The 17089-nt window shown below is 34.0% G+C and carries 18 protein-coding genes; 7 read left to right on the forward strand and 11 right to left on the reverse strand.

All coding sequences use genetic code 11. From position 1 onward, the window contains the following. From HX004_RS04465 to HX004_RS04480, 4 genes are all read right to left on the reverse strand, one after another. The coding region (locus tag HX004_RS04465; protein ID WP_502888459.1) for a phage tail-like protein at window positions 1-1028 on the reverse strand (1028 nt) is incomplete at its 3' end. Window positions 1029-1709: 681 nt separating this feature from the next. After that, a complete protein-coding gene (locus HX004_RS04470; protein ID WP_286441134.1) occupies window positions 1710-2348 on the reverse strand; it encodes a helix-turn-helix domain-containing protein in 639 nt (212 codons plus the stop codon). A gap of 930 nt (window positions 2349-3278) precedes the next feature. Then, a complete protein-coding gene (locus tag HX004_RS04475) occupies window positions 3279-3980 on the reverse strand; it encodes an SIMPL domain-containing protein (RefSeq protein WP_286441135.1) in 702 nt (233 codons plus the stop codon). A gap of 91 nt (window positions 3981-4071) precedes the next feature. Further along, on the reverse strand, window positions 4072-4719 hold the full coding sequence (locus tag HX004_RS04480) for a rhomboid family intramembrane serine protease (protein ID WP_286441136.1): 648 nt from the start codon (window positions 4717-4719) through the stop codon (window positions 4072-4074). 102 nt (window positions 4720-4821) lie between these two features. Between HX004_RS04480 and HX004_RS04485 the strand changes: the two genes are divergently transcribed. Together HX004_RS04485 and HX004_RS04490 are read left to right on the forward strand one after the other, a co-directional pair. Beyond that, entirely contained in the window at window positions 4822-5730 is a 909-nt protein-coding gene (locus HX004_RS04485; protein ID WP_286441137.1) for a lysophospholipid acyltransferase family protein, read from the forward strand. A gap of 96 nt (window positions 5731-5826) precedes the next feature. Further along, complete coding sequence (locus tag HX004_RS04490) at window positions 5827-7602, forward strand: aminopeptidase P family protein (RefSeq protein WP_286441138.1); 1776 nt, start codon at window positions 5827-5829, stop codon at window positions 7600-7602. Between the two features lie 40 nt (window positions 7603-7642). Here HX004_RS04490 and ung read toward each other — a convergent pair whose 3' ends face one another. The 4 genes from ung to HX004_RS04510 form a co-directional block, all read right to left on the reverse strand. Continuing rightward, window positions 7643-8314: a uracil-DNA glycosylase gene (ung, locus tag HX004_RS04495; protein ID WP_286441139.1), complete on the reverse strand. Its 672-nt coding sequence runs from the start codon at window positions 8312-8314 to the stop codon at window positions 7643-7645. After that, window positions 8314-9054, reverse strand: a complete 741-nt coding sequence (locus HX004_RS04500; RefSeq protein ID WP_286441140.1) for a hypothetical protein — start codon at window positions 9052-9054, stop codon at window positions 8314-8316. Before HX004_RS04500 ends, ung begins: the two co-directional genes overlap by 1 nt. Window positions 9055-9263: 209 nt before the next feature. After that, the gene (locus HX004_RS04505; RefSeq protein WP_286441141.1) at window positions 9264-9779 is read right to left on the reverse strand and encodes a DUF2892 domain-containing protein; all 516 of its coding nucleotides are present in this window, start codon (window positions 9777-9779) and stop codon (window positions 9264-9266) included. A gap of 482 nt (window positions 9780-10261) precedes the next feature. Next, entirely contained in the window at window positions 10262-10933 is a 672-nt protein-coding gene (locus tag HX004_RS04510; RefSeq protein WP_286441365.1) for an HAD family hydrolase, read from the reverse strand. A 168-nt stretch (window positions 10934-11101) separates the two neighbouring features. On the opposite strand from HX004_RS04510, the gene HX004_RS04515 reads away from it, so the two are divergent. The 5 genes from HX004_RS04515 to HX004_RS04535 all read left to right on the forward strand — a co-directional run bounded on the left by HX004_RS04515 (window position 11102) and on the right by HX004_RS04535 (window position 14762). Further along, entirely contained in the window at window positions 11102-11650 is a 549-nt protein-coding gene (locus HX004_RS04515; RefSeq protein ID WP_286441142.1) for an RNA polymerase sigma factor, read from the forward strand. A gap of 46 nt (window positions 11651-11696) precedes the next feature. Beyond that, window positions 11697-12119: a hypothetical protein gene (locus HX004_RS04520; RefSeq protein ID WP_286441143.1), complete on the forward strand. Its 423-nt coding sequence runs from the start codon at window positions 11697-11699 to the stop codon at window positions 12117-12119. A 7-nt stretch (window positions 12120-12126) separates the two neighbouring features. Then, entirely contained in the window at window positions 12127-12558 is a 432-nt protein-coding gene (locus tag HX004_RS04525; protein ID WP_286441144.1) for a hypothetical protein, read from the forward strand. An 83-nt stretch (window positions 12559-12641) separates the two neighbouring features. Continuing rightward, complete coding sequence (locus tag HX004_RS04530) at window positions 12642-13856, forward strand: RsmB/NOP family class I SAM-dependent RNA methyltransferase (RefSeq protein WP_286441145.1); 1215 nt, start codon at window positions 12642-12644, stop codon at window positions 13854-13856. A gap of 18 nt (window positions 13857-13874) precedes the next feature. Next, window positions 13875-14762, forward strand: a complete 888-nt coding sequence (locus HX004_RS04535; protein WP_286441146.1) for an endonuclease I family protein — start codon at window positions 13875-13877, stop codon at window positions 14760-14762. A gap of 63 nt (window positions 14763-14825) precedes the next feature. Here HX004_RS04535 and HX004_RS04540 read toward each other — a convergent pair whose 3' ends face one another. The 3 genes from HX004_RS04540 to HX004_RS04550 form a co-directional block, all read right to left on the reverse strand. Beyond that, on the reverse strand, window positions 14826-14990 hold the full coding sequence (locus HX004_RS04540; RefSeq protein WP_286441147.1) for a hypothetical protein: 165 nt from the start codon (window positions 14988-14990) through the stop codon (window positions 14826-14828). Between the two features lie 348 nt (window positions 14991-15338). Continuing rightward, the gene (locus HX004_RS04545) at window positions 15339-16013 is read right to left on the reverse strand and encodes a sterol desaturase family protein (protein ID WP_286441148.1); all 675 of its coding nucleotides are present in this window, start codon (window positions 16011-16013) and stop codon (window positions 15339-15341) included. Window positions 16014-16048: 35 nt separating this feature from the next. Then, window positions 16049-17053: a 3-oxoacyl-ACP synthase III family protein gene (locus HX004_RS04550; protein ID WP_286441149.1), complete on the reverse strand. Its 1005-nt coding sequence runs from the start codon at window positions 17051-17053 to the stop codon at window positions 16049-16051. Window positions 17054-17089: the final 36 nt, after the last annotated feature.

The raw sequence follows: 17089 nt of genomic DNA on the forward strand, positions 1-17089 counted from the left end.
TTGTCTGAATCGGTAACAACCAACTGATCATTTACCAAAGTAAAACTTACGTTAGTTGTATTTAATGCAGACCAATCAATTTCATGTTCTACTCCTTGTACATCATAGTACACAAATTTATTGGTTGTTGGATTGTAGTTTACATTTCCATATTTACCTTTTAGTTCATTGATGATATTTTCAATGAATTCATTGTTATTGGTAATGTGGTTAATGAATTCTATATTATCTCCTAACTTAGTGATAAACTCTTGGTTCTCTACTAAGTTGGTAACGAATGTAGTATTATTCGCAATCTCTGCTACATCCAAACGAATTGCATTATTGTCTGAATCGGTAACAACCAACTGATCATTTACCAAAGTAAAACTTACGTTAGTTGTATTTAATGCAGACCAATCAATTTCATGTTCTACTCCTTGTACATCATAGTACACAAATTTATTGGTTGTTGGATTGTAGTTTACATTTCCATATTTACCTTTTAGTTCATTGATGATATTTTCAATGAATTCATTGTTATTGGTAATGTGGTTAATGAATTCTATATTATCTCCTAACTTAGTGATAAACTCTTGGTTCTCTACTAAGTTGGTAACGAATGTAGTATTATTCGCAATCTCTGAAACTGCAAGATATACACTATGATTTTGATTGTCTGTAACGACTAAAGACTCTTCTCCATTTTTTGTAGGGTTTCCTGCAATAGTAAAAGAATAGTTTTTTCGATCAATATAGGTATCACCAGAAAGTAACGGAGTCCAAGCATCTGATTTCCAATAGTAAAACCCTGCAACTAACTCAGTATTTCCTGTATGATAAACTAATAAACTTTCAATTTTATCCCCTTCAATAGGTTTAAAATCAGTACTATTATTCAATTTTACTCTAGGTAGTAAAACCCCTTTTTTCAAAGCAACAACATCTAATTGAGCAGAGCTAGCTGCTTTTTTAGTACCTATACCAACTTGAGCCATTGCTGAACTACTCAATATAAGTGCTACTAACGGAATTAATCTTCTTATCATATTCAATTTTTTTTGTTATACAACTCATAAAATCTTGCCCTACAAAGCTATTACCATTATATTATAATTAATAATAGTATGTAATTTTTATAAAAAAACAAACAAAAATCAAAATAAACAACATTAAATATTTAAAATTATATTAAATTTAAATTTAAATCATATTTGTTTTTTTGTTAATTATTCGCATAAAGTCAGCTTTTACTTCTATTAAATTCCACCGTATTGAATTCACTCTACCTATAGCAGGTTTGAGAATAAAAACAATCTCGAAATGAGTATTCTCTTACAACGGAAAAAAAATAAATAATTCGCTGCTTGTTTTTTTCATTTTCCAAAGAATAAATATTAAAAAATCAAAAAAAACATCAGGTAGTACTTTTTTTTTACTAAAAGCACAGTACTTCACTTCTTTCAATTAATAATACGAAATAGCAATAGTATTCAAGTCAAATAAAATGTTCTAAACTACTTGACTCTTATTATGGAGGAAGACACAGAATTTTATTTAGTATTATTCGTTTTAACTATCGAATTATATAGGAAATAAATCGATAGAATTTGGGTAAAGTATCACGTAGTAAGACGAACATATTCGATCAACTCTACCCTATAGTATACATGAGATCTTTACACCCCACGTAGGTCAATTTGAGACTTTCTTACCTATTATGAGCATTATTAATAGTCTGATAAATTTTTGATATTCGGTAAAAATGCTCCTCGAATACAAAATACTTCACGAACATCTTTAGGATCTACTAAAAAGGAATCAAAAGCGGGGTTATCACTAATGAATAACAGTTCTCCTTCTGATGTATAACGCTTAAAGCGGTAACACAAAATCCCTTTTCCTTCTACCACTAATAAATAAATGTGCCACGGTTTAATTTCACTCAACCCAATTTGTTTCGTCAATACATAGGAACTGACTTTAATGGTGGGATACATATTCTCCACTCCTACTTGAAAAGCCATATCGATTTCTTCTTCTGTTGGAAAAACACTGGTAGGTGATGTACCACAGCACTTTTCTGCATTTAAAAAATATTCAATGTGATGATCTACAGAAATCATTTTGACTCTTCTATTTTCAAGATCCACATTTAAAACTGAATTGGGATGAGCCAAAAACAAATCGTTCAAATCAATTTTATGTTTTTTACAGATTGCAATAATTTTATCGTAACGCATGGTTTCTCTAACCTTCCATGAGGACAAGGTATTGGGTTTAATACCTAATAGATTAGCTAACTCTAGATCATTCTTATACCCTAGTAGTTGTTTTAATCTTTTAATTACTTCGTTTGCTTGTAACATAACTTTCTTTCTTTTTCTTAATTCTACATCTTCTTCTGTTCTCTAAAAATCAATTATCTTGCCAGAAAAATCGCAATTTTTATTTTTAATCAAAATAATCCTTTATTTTGTATCCAATAAAAAAATAACAACCTGACACAGTGACACATAACAAAAAGACCTTCGTCTTTTTATTTAACTTTTTTTTAACAAAAAACTTTAAAGTATCAAATAAAAATCAGGCTTTAGTACTACTGAAAACCTCAAAAAGGAAATAATTGACTTGAAAAAAATCTCAAATTGCAGTATGAAGTTTTTTCAGAAACAGTCATGCTATATTCATCAAAGAATTAGAATTCCTATTTCGAGAGTTTATCATACGCTCGCTAATACAATTTCAGAATAGCTCCTTGTATACTGTATAGAATGCAATTAATTTTGTCTTCAAGTGCAATAAAGCAAATTTACACTTTACCTAAAAGAAATGGAATATAACTAACACTTTTACTATTAAGTCTTTTTTTAATATAAAAAAAGATACCAATTAAATACATTTTAACATTAAATACACAAAACAAACAATTTAAAATGATTCTAAAAACACTAGATTCACCACTTTTATACGTTTGATTTTCTCGTATTGAGTATTTACACTATCTTATTGAATTAAAAGACTATAAATATGACATTTTGTGAAAAAAATATCGGACAAGGCATTTTGAAGAAACCACAGCCCTGTTTATGATAAAAAAAATAATTTTGGATAAATTCCGCGAAAAAGAAAGCTGAAATAGTTCTAAAAAGACAATTTCTATTGTCCTATTTTCTATTTTCACAGAATAAAGAGCCTATTCAAAAAACTGCTTTTTTAGCGTCGTTTTTTCCTTCAATTTTGAACATAAAAAAACGTCAGGTAAAATCTCACCTGACGTTTGTAAAAATACTTTTTTTTTATTCTAATTCAAAACTGATAGAAACGGATGTATTAATTTCAATTTCGCCCACCGCCAATGTTTGATCTACTCCTTCATCTGCTGCCGCTCCTTTTAATGCGTACATCGGTCTAAATACGGGCGGCATCGAACCTCCTCCATCAGTTACCACTAATACTTTACCTACTTTTTGTCCTAAAGCTGTTGCATAATCTGTTGCTTTTTTCTTAGCCTCTTGGACAGCAAGTTTTCTAGCTTCCGTTTGGTAAGAAGCTAATTGAGAAGACTTATACTCTACTCCATCAATGCGATTTACTCCTTTCCCCATTACACCTGCTACTAATACTTCATATTTTGACAAGTCTTCTACGGTAAGTGTAATCGTTTGACTAGCTTGGTAGTAGTCCTTCTTATCGGTATAGTCTTTATAAGAATAAAAACTTACACGTTCAGTTTGTATATTCTTCTCTGGAACTTTAGCATCTTTTAAATACTTTAAAACGCTCGCTACAATTGCATCGTTTGTTTTCTTTACCTCGTCAGCTGTTTTCCCTTTGTTTTCAATTCCTAATCGAATTACAGCTTGATCGGGTACTGCTTTTATTTTTCCCACTCCTTGCACTTGAATTTGAGGGACATTATTTCCTGTTGTTGTTACTTGTGCCTGAGCTGTTAACCCCATAGCTACACAAACACCTGCTACTAAAATACTCTTTTTCATCTTGTCTATTTTCTTAATCGTTTCAAACAAATATAGCGAACTCACCCACAAAAATGAGTTTATTCTTCATTTTATAATAAACCTTTAACAACTAAATCTTATTGGTTTTAGCCAAAATTAGGAGTAATACAATGGGGATCAACAACAAAGCGATTAAGAATAACTGTTGTTGAATCAGTTCGGGATAGCGAATTAACGTCAACACCAATCCGCCTATTGCTCCACCAAAATGAGCTGCATGACCGATATTATCGCTTTTCTTCTTCATGCCATATAAACTATACAGCAAATATCCTAAGGCAAAAATATAGCCTTTAATTCCAATGGGGATAAAGAACAAATACAACTTTAAATCAGGATACAACAATATAGAAGCATAAACAATTCCCGTCACACCTCCAGAAGCTCCTACCGCATAATATTGGCTTTGCTTAACATACAACTGATACGTTAGAATATTTCCAATAACAATACTCAACAAGTAAATCAATACAAAATAGAAACTTCCACTAATAGCCACTACAATACCTGAAAACATATAGAGAGTAAACATATTAAAGGCAAAATGCATCCAATCCACATGTAAAAAACCAGCTGTAATCATGCGATATACTTCTCCTTTTCGAATGCGGTCCAAATCAAAATTGTATTTGGCAAAAAAAGAATAATCTTGCAAGCCTTTATAGGTAATAATTCCTGAAGCAATTAAAATAACTAAAACAATAGGTGCCATATCCATATTTAAATGTTTAAAATCTAGTACTAGGTGTAATATATGTCGTAATTTACGGGCTAAAAATACTCTAAATCGAGTATCTTTGCTAGTATTTAAACCGAAATAATGAAGTTATTAATTTACTATATTGCCTATCCCATCTTATGGCTTATTTCTAAATTACCTTTTCCAATCTTTTACTTTGTATCGGATTGTTTTTTTGTATTACTGTATCATCTTGTGAGATATCGCCGCAAAGCGGTAACTGAAAATATCAAATTAACGATGCCTCATTTATCAGATGAAGAAGTACAAAAAATAGTCAAACAATTTTACAAACACCTCTGTGACATATTCTTAGAGATGATAAAAACCTTTACCATTCCAGAAGAAGAACTCAAAAAACGTTTTCAATTCACTAATTTAGACACTATTTTAGACGTAGAAAAACAAGGCAAAAGCGCCTTGCTATTTTGTGCACATTATGCCAATTGGGAATGGTTGATTATTTTGGACAAATTCATCAGCTTTCAAGGATATGCGGTATATAAAAAATTGGGCAATCCTCATTTTGACAACTTATTTTTAAAGATTCGCACGCGATTCAATACGCGTTTGATTGAAATGAAAGAAACCATTCGCGTGATTCGTCAAAATGAAGTGAATAAAAATCACGGAATTTACGCCTTCATCAGCGACCAATCACCAATGATTGGCGATGCTAATTACTGGCAAAACTTTATGGGCATTGAGGTTCCTGTATTCACTGGTGGGGAAGCATTGTGTAAAAAATTCAATATGGAACCTATGTATCTAAAGGTTGAATATGTAAAACGCGGCCATTACCAAGCAACATTTATTCCTCTTCGCAAAGAAGGTGAAAACGTAAAAGAAATTCCCAATTATGAATTAACCAATCGCTTTTTACAAGAAGTTGAAAAGCAAATACACCAAGCTCCAGCTTATTATTTTTGGACTCATAAACGCTGGAAACACAGAGGTAAAAAACCGGCAAACATCAAATCTTTTCAATAAAGACTCAGATCATTTCCTTTTTTTCTGAGTAAAACAAATGAATTATATCAGGTATAAAAATTGCATTTCGTACCTTTAACTGAAATTACGCATATTATGACACACATAGAAAAGCTAAACGCTATACGTTCTTTGATGAAAGAACAAAAAATAGACGCCTATATCATCCCTTCCTCAGATCCACATATTAGTGAGTATTTACCAGAGTATTACAAATGTATTGCATGGACTTCTGGTTTTACTGGTTCTGCAGGAACATTAGTGATTACCCAACAATTTGCTGGTTTATGGACCGATTCTCGCTATTTTGTTCAAGCCAATGAGCAATTAGCAGATAGTGGTTTTGAATTAGTAAAGTTAAAAGTACAACATATGCCAGAATATGTGGATTGGATTGGAAATCAATTCGAAACAGGTGTTGTCGCTTTTGATGGAAATTTAGCTTCTTTAGCTGTTGCCAACGCTATTCAATCTACTTTAGCGCCAATTGGATTTACGATTAATGGTCATGTGGATTTATTAAGTCCTATCTGGTCCAATAGACCTGCTTTACCAACAGAAAAAGCCTATACATTACCGCTTACCACTACAGGTCAAAGCACTGCAGATAAATTAACAAAAGTAAGAGCGATCCTTAAACAAAAAAGAGCCACATGTCATATTATCTCTTCTTTGGATGATATTGCTTGGTTACTAAATATTAGAGGTACTGACGTTCCTTGTAACCCTGTTACCTTGAGCTTTGTGTACCTCGATGCAGAAAAAGCAACTTTGTTCATTGATGCTTCCAAATTAGAAGAAGCTACAAAACAAGAATTAAACAGTTTTGGAATTTCAATTGCAGATTACACTAGCTTACCACAAGCCATTGCCGATATTCCTACAGGAAGTACAATCTTACTGGATCCAAAACGCACGTGTTTTGCTACCTATGACAGTGTACCTGTTGATGTACAAATCAAAGAGGACATGAACCCTTCTACTTACCTAAAAGCAATTAAAAATGAAGTAGAAATTGCTCATGAAAGACAAGCTATGATTAACGATGGGGTTGCCATGACGAAATTTTTCAAATGGGTGGAAGAAAATGTAGCAACAGGTACTTTAACGGAATTGAATATTGCGGATCATCTTTTGGGATTACGCGCCGCTCAACCTGGGTTTAAAGATATTAGTTTTAACACCATTGCAGGTTATAAAGATCACGGAGCTTTACCTCACTATTCTGCAGATGAGAAAAGTAGCTATGAACTAAAAACAGAAGGTTTACTTTTAGTTGACTCTGGAGGGCAATACGAAACAGGAACAACAGATATTACACGTGTTGTTGCTTTAGGTACGCCTACTCAAGAAGAAAAAGATGATTATACCATTGTTTTACGTGGTACAATTGAAGGTTCAATGGCTATTTATACCAAGGGAACTCGTGGCTACCAAATTGATGCCATTACAAGAAGACCAATTTGGGCAACACTGAGAAACTATGGACATGGTACAGGACACGGCGTTGGGTTTTTCTTAAATGTTCACGAAGGTCCACACGTATTCAACCCTACACCAACAGATATCGCTATCGAAAAAGGAATGATTACTTCTATTGAACCGGGCTTATACCGCGAAGGTAAACACGGAATTCGAATTGAAAACTTAGTTTTAGCAAAAGACTTAGATTCAAATCAATTTGGCGATTTCATGGATTTCGAAACCTTGACAATCTGTTATATTGCAACGGACTTGGTAGATAGAAAATGGTTAGAACAAACCCATATTGATTGGTTAAACCAATACAACGAATGGGTATACAATAGCCTAAAAGATTTACTTTCTACTGAAGAAGCTGCTTGGTTAAAAGAAAAAACAAAAGCAATCTAATACTGAAAAAACCGTCTAAAATAGACGGTTTTTTTATGCTTTATATTTGCCAATCAATCGGCGCACGACCAGCTTCAATCAAATAGGCATTGCTTTTGGAAAACGGTTTACTTCCATAAAAACCTCTATACACGGACAAAGGAGAAGGATGTGCTGTTTCTAAAACAAGATGTTTCTCTCTGTCAATCATCTTACCTTTTTTTTGTGCGTAGCTTCCCCACAAAATAAAAACAACGTGCTCTAATTGAGTGGATACACGCTCAATGACCGCATCAGTAAAGGTTTCCCATCCTCTTTTTTGATGAGACCCTGCTTTAGACGCTTCTACTGTTAAGGTTGCATTGAGTAATAATACGCCTTGTTTGGCCCAACTAGATAAATCTCCATTGTGCAAATTCTTAATACCCAAATCATCCTCTAACTCTTTGAATATATTCTTTAAACTAGGCGGAAACTTCACTCCTTTGTGAACTGAAAAGGACAAACCGTTGGCTTGAAATTCACCGTGATATGGATCTTGTCCCAAAATTACCACCTTCACCTCCGAAAAATCAAGACTTTCCAATGCCTGAAATACCTGTTCTTGAGGCGGGTAAATTGTTTTTGTTTTTCTTTCTGTAGCTACAAATGCTTGTAATGCTTTGAAATATGGTTGGTCAAATTGATCTTGTAAAACTGTATTCCAACTGGTATTTTGTAATCTAAAACTCATTATTCTATATAAACCGTTCTTCTATAAGACACTACTTGCGTAGCATCTCTTGCTTCTATTAATATTTGATTGTATTCGTTTAATCCTTTCTTTGGTTTGACAATTTGCTGACGTACCACCCAAAAAAACTCTTTTTTATCTGGGTCAAACTCGAAAGACACAAAATCAACAGGCTCAAACTTAGTTCCTGTTTCTTTGGCAATTTGCAAGACCTTACACAAATCTAAAGAATAATCTAAAGCTAATTTTTCTGAAGTTTCTGGTAATTGTAAAGGAGAAATAATTTGCTGATAATCATTTAAAGCAATTCCCACACAATAACTCACTCCTTCTGTAGGTTCAAAATCGTAATAAAAGAAGTATTTCGTCATACATTTACTCATGTCAACGACTGGATATCTCGAGGCAAACTTGCGAATACTATCGTAAGCACTAATACTAACGCCCTTAAATTTTAATCGATCCACCATATCAGATCCTACCTTAGTAACCAAGAGGTCTTCTAAATTCTTCTTTACATCCGCAAATCCCTGTGGAACTAAATTTATCGGTCTATTATTATAGTGGTATCCCGTGGAAGATACCTCAGCATCAACAAAGTAATTATAATAAGGACAAGCATCAATGAACAAATCACTTTGGTAACTTCCTCCTATTTTTACCTTGTTTTTATCTAAACATTGTGCTTGAATCTGAACAATACTTACGAAAAGTAAAATGACCGACAAATATAACTTCATGTTATTAATATTTTATTAAGAAATCAAAAATATAAAACTTTTCAAATATTCCTCACTTTATGCGATTTATTTTATTTTGGGAAGATGATGTTGTTGGTTGTTCGTGAGGTTTGTGTTAGAACAATTAACTGATCACTCATAACAGAAACTGTTAACAAAAAAAAACCACATGCTTCTCAACATGTGGTTTTCTTTTATTTTTTATATAATTACAAACGTTTCATTTGTTCTTTCATCATTTTGATTTGATCTTTCAGCATGCCTTGTTTATCCAATTTCTGCGCTTCACCCAACAACTTAGTTGCTTCTATTTTTCTGCGTTTTGTCATAGAAATCCCCGCTAATTGCAATTTGGCCATGGCTAAATCTTGATCCATATTTAAACCTAATTCAATTGCTTTCTTCATGTATTTCTCTGAAGCATTCAAATTTGTTTGAGAAGTCATGATTCCCATGAGGTAATTATAGTATCCATTTTGCTTTCTTACTAAAGCTGTTTCAGGATTTTTAATTTTTTTCAACCATTTTTCTGCTCCTTCAAAATCTTGTTTTCTCAATTTTAAGAAAGACAATAAGATGAATTCATTTTTAAAATACAATAGTATTACAAGCCCCATCAAGAACAATAAGAAAATTCCATTCCCAATATTCGATTCTGAAAATTGCCAAACAGCCATTGCTAATAATACTGCTGCGATACCTAATTTAATATACCTATGAAACATATGCTATAATTAACTTCATTAAGAATGCAAAATTAAAAAAATAAGCGTAGTATAAAAATTATTCCTCATAAACCTATTTTGCTTTTTTGCTTTTTTGCTTTTTTGCTTTTTTGTTTCCTCGTATCCTCTATTTTGTATAGAAAACACCTCGTTATTGTAGAAAAAACTACGGATTATTCTTGTTGGTTACAGTTTACGGTTTGCACAAACCTCACATTTTTTTGCTCTTTGTTATTTGTGAAGTTGTAAATTCTCTACAAAGCACAAATCGAAACGTAGTGAAAATCGAAACGTAGTGAAGATTCATCGAACACCAAAACAAAATATAAACCCTGTGAGATAGATTCATCGAACACCAAAACCAATATAAACTAAATGAGATAAACCTAACAAACAACAAACCTCACATTTTTTTGCTCTTTGTTATTTGTGAAGTTGTAAATTCTCTACAAAGCACAAACCTCACAAACAACAAACCTCTCTTACTTCTCAAAACTCAGGAGACGAAGTAATTCGCGTGCATCTACATTCAAAAAGGATTCAATGACAGCGTCCGCTGTACTATAATCTTGTTGTTTTGAATTTTGACTTTTATATCCCAATACCTTAATACCCGCCGCATTTGCTGCTTTTATACCATTGGTGCTATCTTCAATCACTAAACAATGTGCTTTCGTGTCTATTTTAGCCAAAGATGCTGCATGATTAAAAATGGCGGGATTGGGTTTGGACTGCGGAAAGTCCTCTCCACTGACAATATGAGTAAAATACGGAAATAATTCAAAGCGGTTAAACACGCGGTGAATTGTACTTTTTGATGCGGACGATCCCAAGATTAACTCAATATCTTGTTGATGGAGATGGACAATCAAATCGCGTACTCCTTCTATTAACTCTAAATCTGGTTTTGTATCAAAGGATTCGTTGAATATAGTGCGTTTACGCAAAACCAAATCATGAACCTCCTGCGTAAGCTGAAAGTGGTCTTTTACTTTCTGATACGTATTTTTGGTTGAAAATCCAGTGAATGAGGTATACATATCTTCGGAAACATTAATTCCCAATTCGTCAAAGTGTTGAAAATAAGCATAACGATGAACAGGTTCTGTATCTACAATAACCCCATCCATATCAAAAATAACCGTGCGTAACATATCTTTTATTTTGCTGTAAAGGTAAGCGGTTTTTACCGATACCGAATAGTCCACAATCCAAGATTTAAAGTAGGTCAAGTAAATTATATTTTAAATCGTGGTATTGCCTCGACTCTTTTTAGTATTTTTACATTTACACCTTATCTTAAATTCAAATACCTATTCATCTTGTCAGCATCGGAAGAAGAACAATTCGTGCAACAATTGCAACATGGCGATACAAAAGACAGTGCTTTTCGCGACCTCATCGCGCAAAATAAGACGATGTTGTACTACCACGTTCGCTCTATTGTATTGAACCATGAAGATACGGATGATGTTTTACAAGAAACCTTTATTAAAGCCTATGAGAATATCGCTTCCTTTAAAGGACAAAGTAAACTCTCTTCTTGGCTCTATCGCATAGCAACTAACCAAGCCTTGGATTTCTTAAAACACAAAAGTCGAGTGCAAAAAGTAACCCTAGATGAATACAATCAACAATTAATTGAACAAATAGAAGCTGATCCTTTTTTCAATGGAGATGCAGCTACCCTACTCTTACATAAAGCTATTGCTACGTTGCCTGAAAAACAACAATTAGTATTTAAAATGCGCTATTTTCAAGAATTAGATTACAACAGTATAGCTGCTATTCTCGACACTTCTGTAGGGGCATTAAAGGCTTCTTATCACCATGCAACAAAAAAAATAGAACTTTTTTTAAGTGAGCATTAAACCTTTTGCTAAAAAAGCAGTCTAAGTAATACGAAGTACAAACAACATGACAACAAATCACAATTCTCATCACACAAGAAAAGACGGTTTTAGCGTTCCAGAGGGCTACTTTGATACGGTAGAACAACGTCTTTTTGAACGATTAAACGGGAATGTACAACTCCGTCAAACAGACAAACGCATTCGCCAATTGACGCCTTTCAAGAAATTGATTGCGGTGGCGGCTGTAATAACGCTTCTTCTTGGAATCGGTTTGGTAGTAAAACAACAGAAAGCCACGACCCTTAGCCATGAAACGATAGAGAATTACTTAGAATACAATTCGTCTTATACGCTGTCTAATGAATTTATACAAGCCTTTGACGAGCAAGATTTACAAGAAATGGAACAAGCAATTCAGGTAAATCAAAAAGAAATTAATGAATACGTTCAAACGAATATTGACTTAGATTATTACTTAAATTACTAATTATACGATGAAAAGATTTCTATTGCTATTGATCTTCATGTGCGTTTCGAATTTCAGCCAGGCACAGCAATCATCAGATCAAATAAAATCGTTAAAAATCGCCCACTTGTCTTCGGTATTAAACCTGACGAGTGAGGAAGCTGAAAAATTTTGGCCGATATACAATACGTATGACAATAAACTGTACAAGCTTAGACATTCAGAAGTTATTCACTATATCAAATCGAATGAAATACAAGATATTGAGGGACTTACAGAAAAGCAAGCCACAGAGAAAGTACAAGCTTTACTGACATTTGAAGAGGATTATTCTTCTTTGAGAAGTCAATTCATTTTAGATTGTAAAAAGATTCTCTCAAACAAGAAAATTCTTTTACTAAAGAAAGCAGAAGATGATTTTAATCGCAAGTTACTCAAGAAGTACAAGGACAAAAAATAAGCGATAAAATAAAAAATAATAAAACCTACCAAACCTAGCCTACAAAAGACCTATATTTGTAGGCTATTTTATTTAATTATATAATGAGATTACACAGAAACTTAGTTTTTACCGTTATTGACTCTATCCTATTAATTTTCAACGAAGGAGAATACGCAGACAAAGTCGTTGCGAAAGCCTTAAAAAAGGACAAGCGTTGGGGAAGTGCAGATCGTAAATTCGTTGCTGAGACGATTTATGAGATTGTGCGCTGGAAGAGGTTATACACTGAAATCGCCGAGGTAAAAGAACCTTATACACGCGATGATGCTTGGCGTATTTTTACGGTATGGGCTGTATTAAGAGGGTATAACTTGCCGGATTGGAAGTATTTTGAAAATGCTCCACTTCGCAGAATCAAAGGTAGATTTGACGAACTAAGTAAAATTAGAAAATTCAAAGAAGCTATTCCAGATTGGATGGATGAATTGGGTGTAAAAGAATTGGGTGAAGAACTTTGGACCAAAGAAATTGCAGCTCAAAATCAACAAGCTCAAGTTATTTTACGCGTCAATACATTAAAAACAACACGTAAGAAATTACATGCTATTTTGATGGATTTAGACATTGAAACCATTCAACCTGAAGAATATCCAGACGCCTTAATCTTAAAAGAAAGAGCCAATGTATTCTTAACAGATGCTTTCAAAGAAGGTTTATTTGAAGTACAAGATGCTTCTTCTCAATTGGTAGCTCCTTTCTTAGGGGTACAACCTGGAATGCGCGTAGTAGATACTTGCGCAGGTGCTGGAGGAAAAACGCTTCACATGGCTGCTTTAATGGAGAACAAAGGGCAAATCATTGCTATGGATATCTATGAAAGCAAGCAAAAACAATTGAAAATTAGAGCGAAGAGAAATAGCGCGTTCAATATTGAATACCGCATCATTGAAGGAACAAAAACCATCAAAAAATTACACGAAAAAGCAGATCGCGTATTAATTGATGCTCCTTGTAGTGGTTTAGGTGTTATCAAGCGTAATCCCGATACAAAATGGAAATTACAGCCTGAATTTGTTGAGGAAATCAAACAAGTACAACAACAAATCCTACAGGATTACACTAAAATCGTAAAAGTAGGCGGTCAAGTAGTATACGCAACTTGTTCTATCTTACCTTCTGAGAACGAGAAACAAATTGAAAAATTCTTGGCTTCAGAGCATGGGCAGAGTTTTAAATTTATCAAAGATCACAAGGTATTGGCTCATCAATCTGGTTTTGATGGATTCTATATGGCTTTACTAGAGCGAATCAAATAAAAAGTGCTTAATTACGGTATGAAAAAACATTTGATCGTTGTTTTATTCGTTTCATTATTCTTCGGTTGTGGGTGTACAAAAAACAAAACACAACCTAGTAGCGGTTTTAGTCCGGAAGAAACAACACAATCAACTATTTCGCCATCGAAACAAGGAGTTGATTATATCATTCCCCAAGCCATAAAGTCATACTACAATGGGATTGATTTCTCTAAATCCAATACAAGTTTACAAGGCGATTTAGGACAATTAACGGTACGTAAACACACCCATCGCCTAACGTATAACGACTTATGGGAAGTGTTAAAAGCAACCGATTTAACTCCAGCTGCCAATGAAGTATATTTACTTTATGGTGAAAAAGGCGTATTGAAAGGAAAAACAGCCTATGCTCGAGGAAAAAATCAAAATGGAGGACGACAAAATCAATGGAATAGAGAACATGTTTATGCGCGTTCTTTGGGTACACCCAAATTAGAACAATCTAGTACGGGAGCCAACGAAGACGCTCATCATATCCGACCTGCTGATGTACAGTGGAATGCGCAACGCGGCAATAAGAAATTTGCACAAGGAGTAGGATCAGCTGGAGATGTCAAAAACGGATGGTATCCCGGAGATGAATGGAAAGGCGATGTTGCTCGTATGATGCTCTATATGTATCTACGCTATCCAACACAATGCCTACCTTCTAACGTTGCTATAGGAGAAAAGAACAAAACTGATCGCAACATGATTGACCTACTCTTGCAATGGAATGCGGAAGATCCTGTGTCAACCATTGAAATACAACGCAATGAATATCTAAGTAAACCCGAAATTCAAGGCAACCGAAATCCATTTATTGATAATCCATACTTGGCTACACAAATTTGGGGTGGCCCAGAAGCGGAAAATAGATGGTGATTAGTTAACAGCTGACAGTTAACGTTTTACAGAAGATGATCAATATAAACAAACCATTCCTTTTTAGGGGTGGTTTTTTTTGTTGGTTGTTTGTTGTTCGTTGATTGTTGATTGTTGTTTGTTGATTGTTGATTGTTGATTGTTGTTTGTTGATTGTTGTTTGTTGTTTGTTGTTTGTTGATTGTTGTTCGTTGAGATGGTGAGGCGTTGAGATGGTGAAATTTTCATTTAAAGAAAACACCTTCTTATTTTAGAAAAATCTACTGATACCTCATAACAGATCACTGATAACTTTTTGCTCGTTAAGATGGTGAGATTTCCATTTAAAAAAAACACCTTCTTATTTTAGAAAAATCTACTGATACCTCATAACAGATCACTGATAACTTTTTGTTCGTTGAGATGGTGAGATTTCCATTTAAAAAAAACACCCTCTTATTTTAGAAAAATCTACTGATACCTCATAACAGATCACTGATAACTTTTTGCTCGTTAAGATGGTGAAATTTTCATTTAAAGAAAACACCTTCTTATTTTAGAAAAATCTACCGTTAACCGTTAACTGTCAACCGTTAACTATTTCCTTTTTCCCTTCTCAAACATTAACTCCTTCACTTTTTCCTTATCTTCTTTCTCTTGATTCAAATCGAACATCGTACCAAAAACGCGATCCCAAAATGTATTACTTACTCCAAAACCTAGATTTTCATTTTTATAATGATGTAAATGATGGTTACGCCAAAGGGGTTTCATAAATTTAAAAGGTGGAGCGAAGGCGTGAATTGCATAATGCATGGAAGCATACAAAAGATAGCCAATAATAAAACCTGGATAAAAACCAAAGGTATATCTTCCTAACACTAAATAGTGTATCCCAAAGAGCATAGCCGCTAAAAGAATACTCGGTACTGGAGGCATGAATAAGCGCTGTCTATCTCTGGGATAATGGTGGTGATTGCCATGCATAATATAGGCCAATCGCTGTAAATTATGCTGTTCACTAATGAGGTGAAACAAATAACGATGGGCTAAATATTCAAAAAACGTCCAGAACAACATCCCTCCGATAAAGAGAAGAATGAGGTTCTGAACGGATAAATTATAATCGGTATAACCCAAATAAATGATATAAGACAAAACGGGAATATACATCCCCCAGATAATAGCTGGATGCCCTTTAGTCAACATTTCTAAATAAGGATTCTCAAATAGTCTCGCTTGTCCTTTGTTATTTATCTTATCAAATTTCATATATCTTAACTACTTTTCTAGCTAAGATAAAAAAATTACCACTTTAATACAACGCTTCCCCAAGTAAAACCACTTCCAAAAGCAGCTAAAACGACAACATCTCCTGTTTTTATTTTACCTTGCTCCCATGCTTCTGTCAAGGCAATAGGCACAGATGCAGCGGTTGTATTCCCATATTTTTGGATGTTGTTGTACACCTGATCATCTGACAAGGCAAATTTTTGTTGAATGAATTGAGAGATTCTCAAATTGGCTTGGTGCGGAATCAACATATCAATATCTGAAACTTGTAGTTTGTTAGCCTCTAATCCTTCCATAATCACTTCACTGAAGCGCACTACTGCATTTTTAAATACAAATTGACCATTCATATACGGCATATAGCTCAAATCATCTGGGTCATTGTCTTTCAAAATATCAGAAACCCATCTTCCTCCCATACCTGGTGCAATTAAAGCTAGTTCTTCGGCATGTTCTCCTTGTGAGTGAATATGAGTAGATAGAATCCCTGTTTCATCTTCAGAGCGCGTTAAAATAGCAGCTCCTGCTCCATCTCCAAAAATAACGGAGACAGACCTCCCTCTTGTTGTCATATCCAATCCTGCCGAATGCACTTCTGATCCTACAACCAAAACTGTTTTATACATTCCCGTTTTGATGTATTGATCTGCTACAGATAGCGCATAAATAAAACCAGAACACTGGGCTCTAATATCTAAAGCCGCTACAGTATTTAGACCTAATGCTTTTTGTAACATCACGCCTGGTCCAGGGAAATAATAATCCGGACTCAATGTCGCAAAAACAACAAAATCAATATCCTTGGCCTCTACTCCTGCTCTTTCCATGGCTTTTTTAGCCGCTTTCACTCCCATTCCAGAAGTAGTATCTTCTTCTAAAACCTTATGTCTACGCTCGTGAATTCCCGTTCTCTCAACGATCCATTCGTTGTTTGTATCCATTATTTTTGACAAATCGTCATTGGTTACTACGTTATCGGGTACATAATAACCTAGACCCGAAATCTTTGATCTAAACATATTTATCTGATTTAATTTGTTGAAGCAAAGGTAACT

Source organism: Myroides sp. 1354, assembly GCF_030324495.1.
Lineage (GTDB): Bacteria > Bacteroidota > Bacteroidia > Flavobacteriales > Flavobacteriaceae > Flavobacterium.

Excerpts from the sequence above, each read along its gene's own strand:
- HX004_RS04530 (WP_286441145.1), top strand. The coding sequence starts at position 12,642 with ATGAGATTACACAGAAACTTAGTTTTTACCGTTATTGACTCTATCCTA.
- HX004_RS04500 (WP_286441140.1), bottom strand. The coding sequence starts at position 9,054 with ATGAAGTTATATTTGTCGGTCATTTTACTTTTCGTAAGTATTGTTCAG.
- HX004_RS04480 (WP_286441136.1), bottom strand. The coding sequence starts at position 4,719 with ATGGATATGGCACCTATTGTTTTAGTTATTTTAATTGCTTCAGGAATT.
- HX004_RS04475 (WP_286441135.1), bottom strand. The coding sequence starts at position 3,980 with ATGAAAAAGAGTATTTTAGTAGCAGGTGTTTGTGTAGCTATGGGGTTA.
- HX004_RS04505 (WP_286441141.1), bottom strand. The coding sequence starts at position 9,779 with ATGTTTCATAGGTATATTAAATTAGGTATCGCAGCAGTATTATTAGCA.
- ung (WP_286441139.1), bottom strand. The coding sequence starts at position 8,314 with ATGAGTTTTAGATTACAAAATACCAGTTGGAATACAGTTTTACAAGAT.
- HX004_RS04490 (WP_286441138.1), top strand. The coding sequence starts at position 5,827 with ATGACACACATAGAAAAGCTAAACGCTATACGTTCTTTGATGAAAGAA.
- HX004_RS04525 (WP_286441144.1), top strand. The coding sequence starts at position 12,127 with ATGAAAAGATTTCTATTGCTATTGATCTTCATGTGCGTTTCGAATTTC.
- HX004_RS04550 (WP_286441149.1), bottom strand. The coding sequence starts at position 17,053 with ATGTTTAGATCAAAGATTTCGGGTCTAGGTTATTATGTACCCGATAAC.
- HX004_RS04535 (WP_286441146.1), top strand. The coding sequence starts at position 13,875 with ATGAAAAAACATTTGATCGTTGTTTTATTCGTTTCATTATTCTTCGGT.
- HX004_RS04520 (WP_286441143.1), top strand. The coding sequence starts at position 11,697 with ATGACAACAAATCACAATTCTCATCACACAAGAAAAGACGGTTTTAGC.
- HX004_RS04470 (WP_286441134.1), bottom strand. The coding sequence starts at position 2,348 with ATGTTACAAGCAAACGAAGTAATTAAAAGATTAAAACAACTACTAGGG.
- HX004_RS04540 (WP_286441147.1), bottom strand. The coding sequence starts at position 14,990 with ATGAAAATTTCACCATCTCAACGCCTCACCATCTCAACGAACAACAAT.
- HX004_RS04510 (WP_286441365.1), bottom strand. The coding sequence starts at position 10,933 with ATGTTACGCACGGTTATTTTTGATATGGATGGGGTTATTGTAGATACA.
- HX004_RS04545 (WP_286441148.1), bottom strand. The coding sequence starts at position 16,013 with ATGAAATTTGATAAGATAAATAACAAAGGACAAGCGAGACTATTTGAG.
- HX004_RS04485 (WP_286441137.1), top strand. The coding sequence starts at position 4,822 with ATGAAGTTATTAATTTACTATATTGCCTATCCCATCTTATGGCTTATT.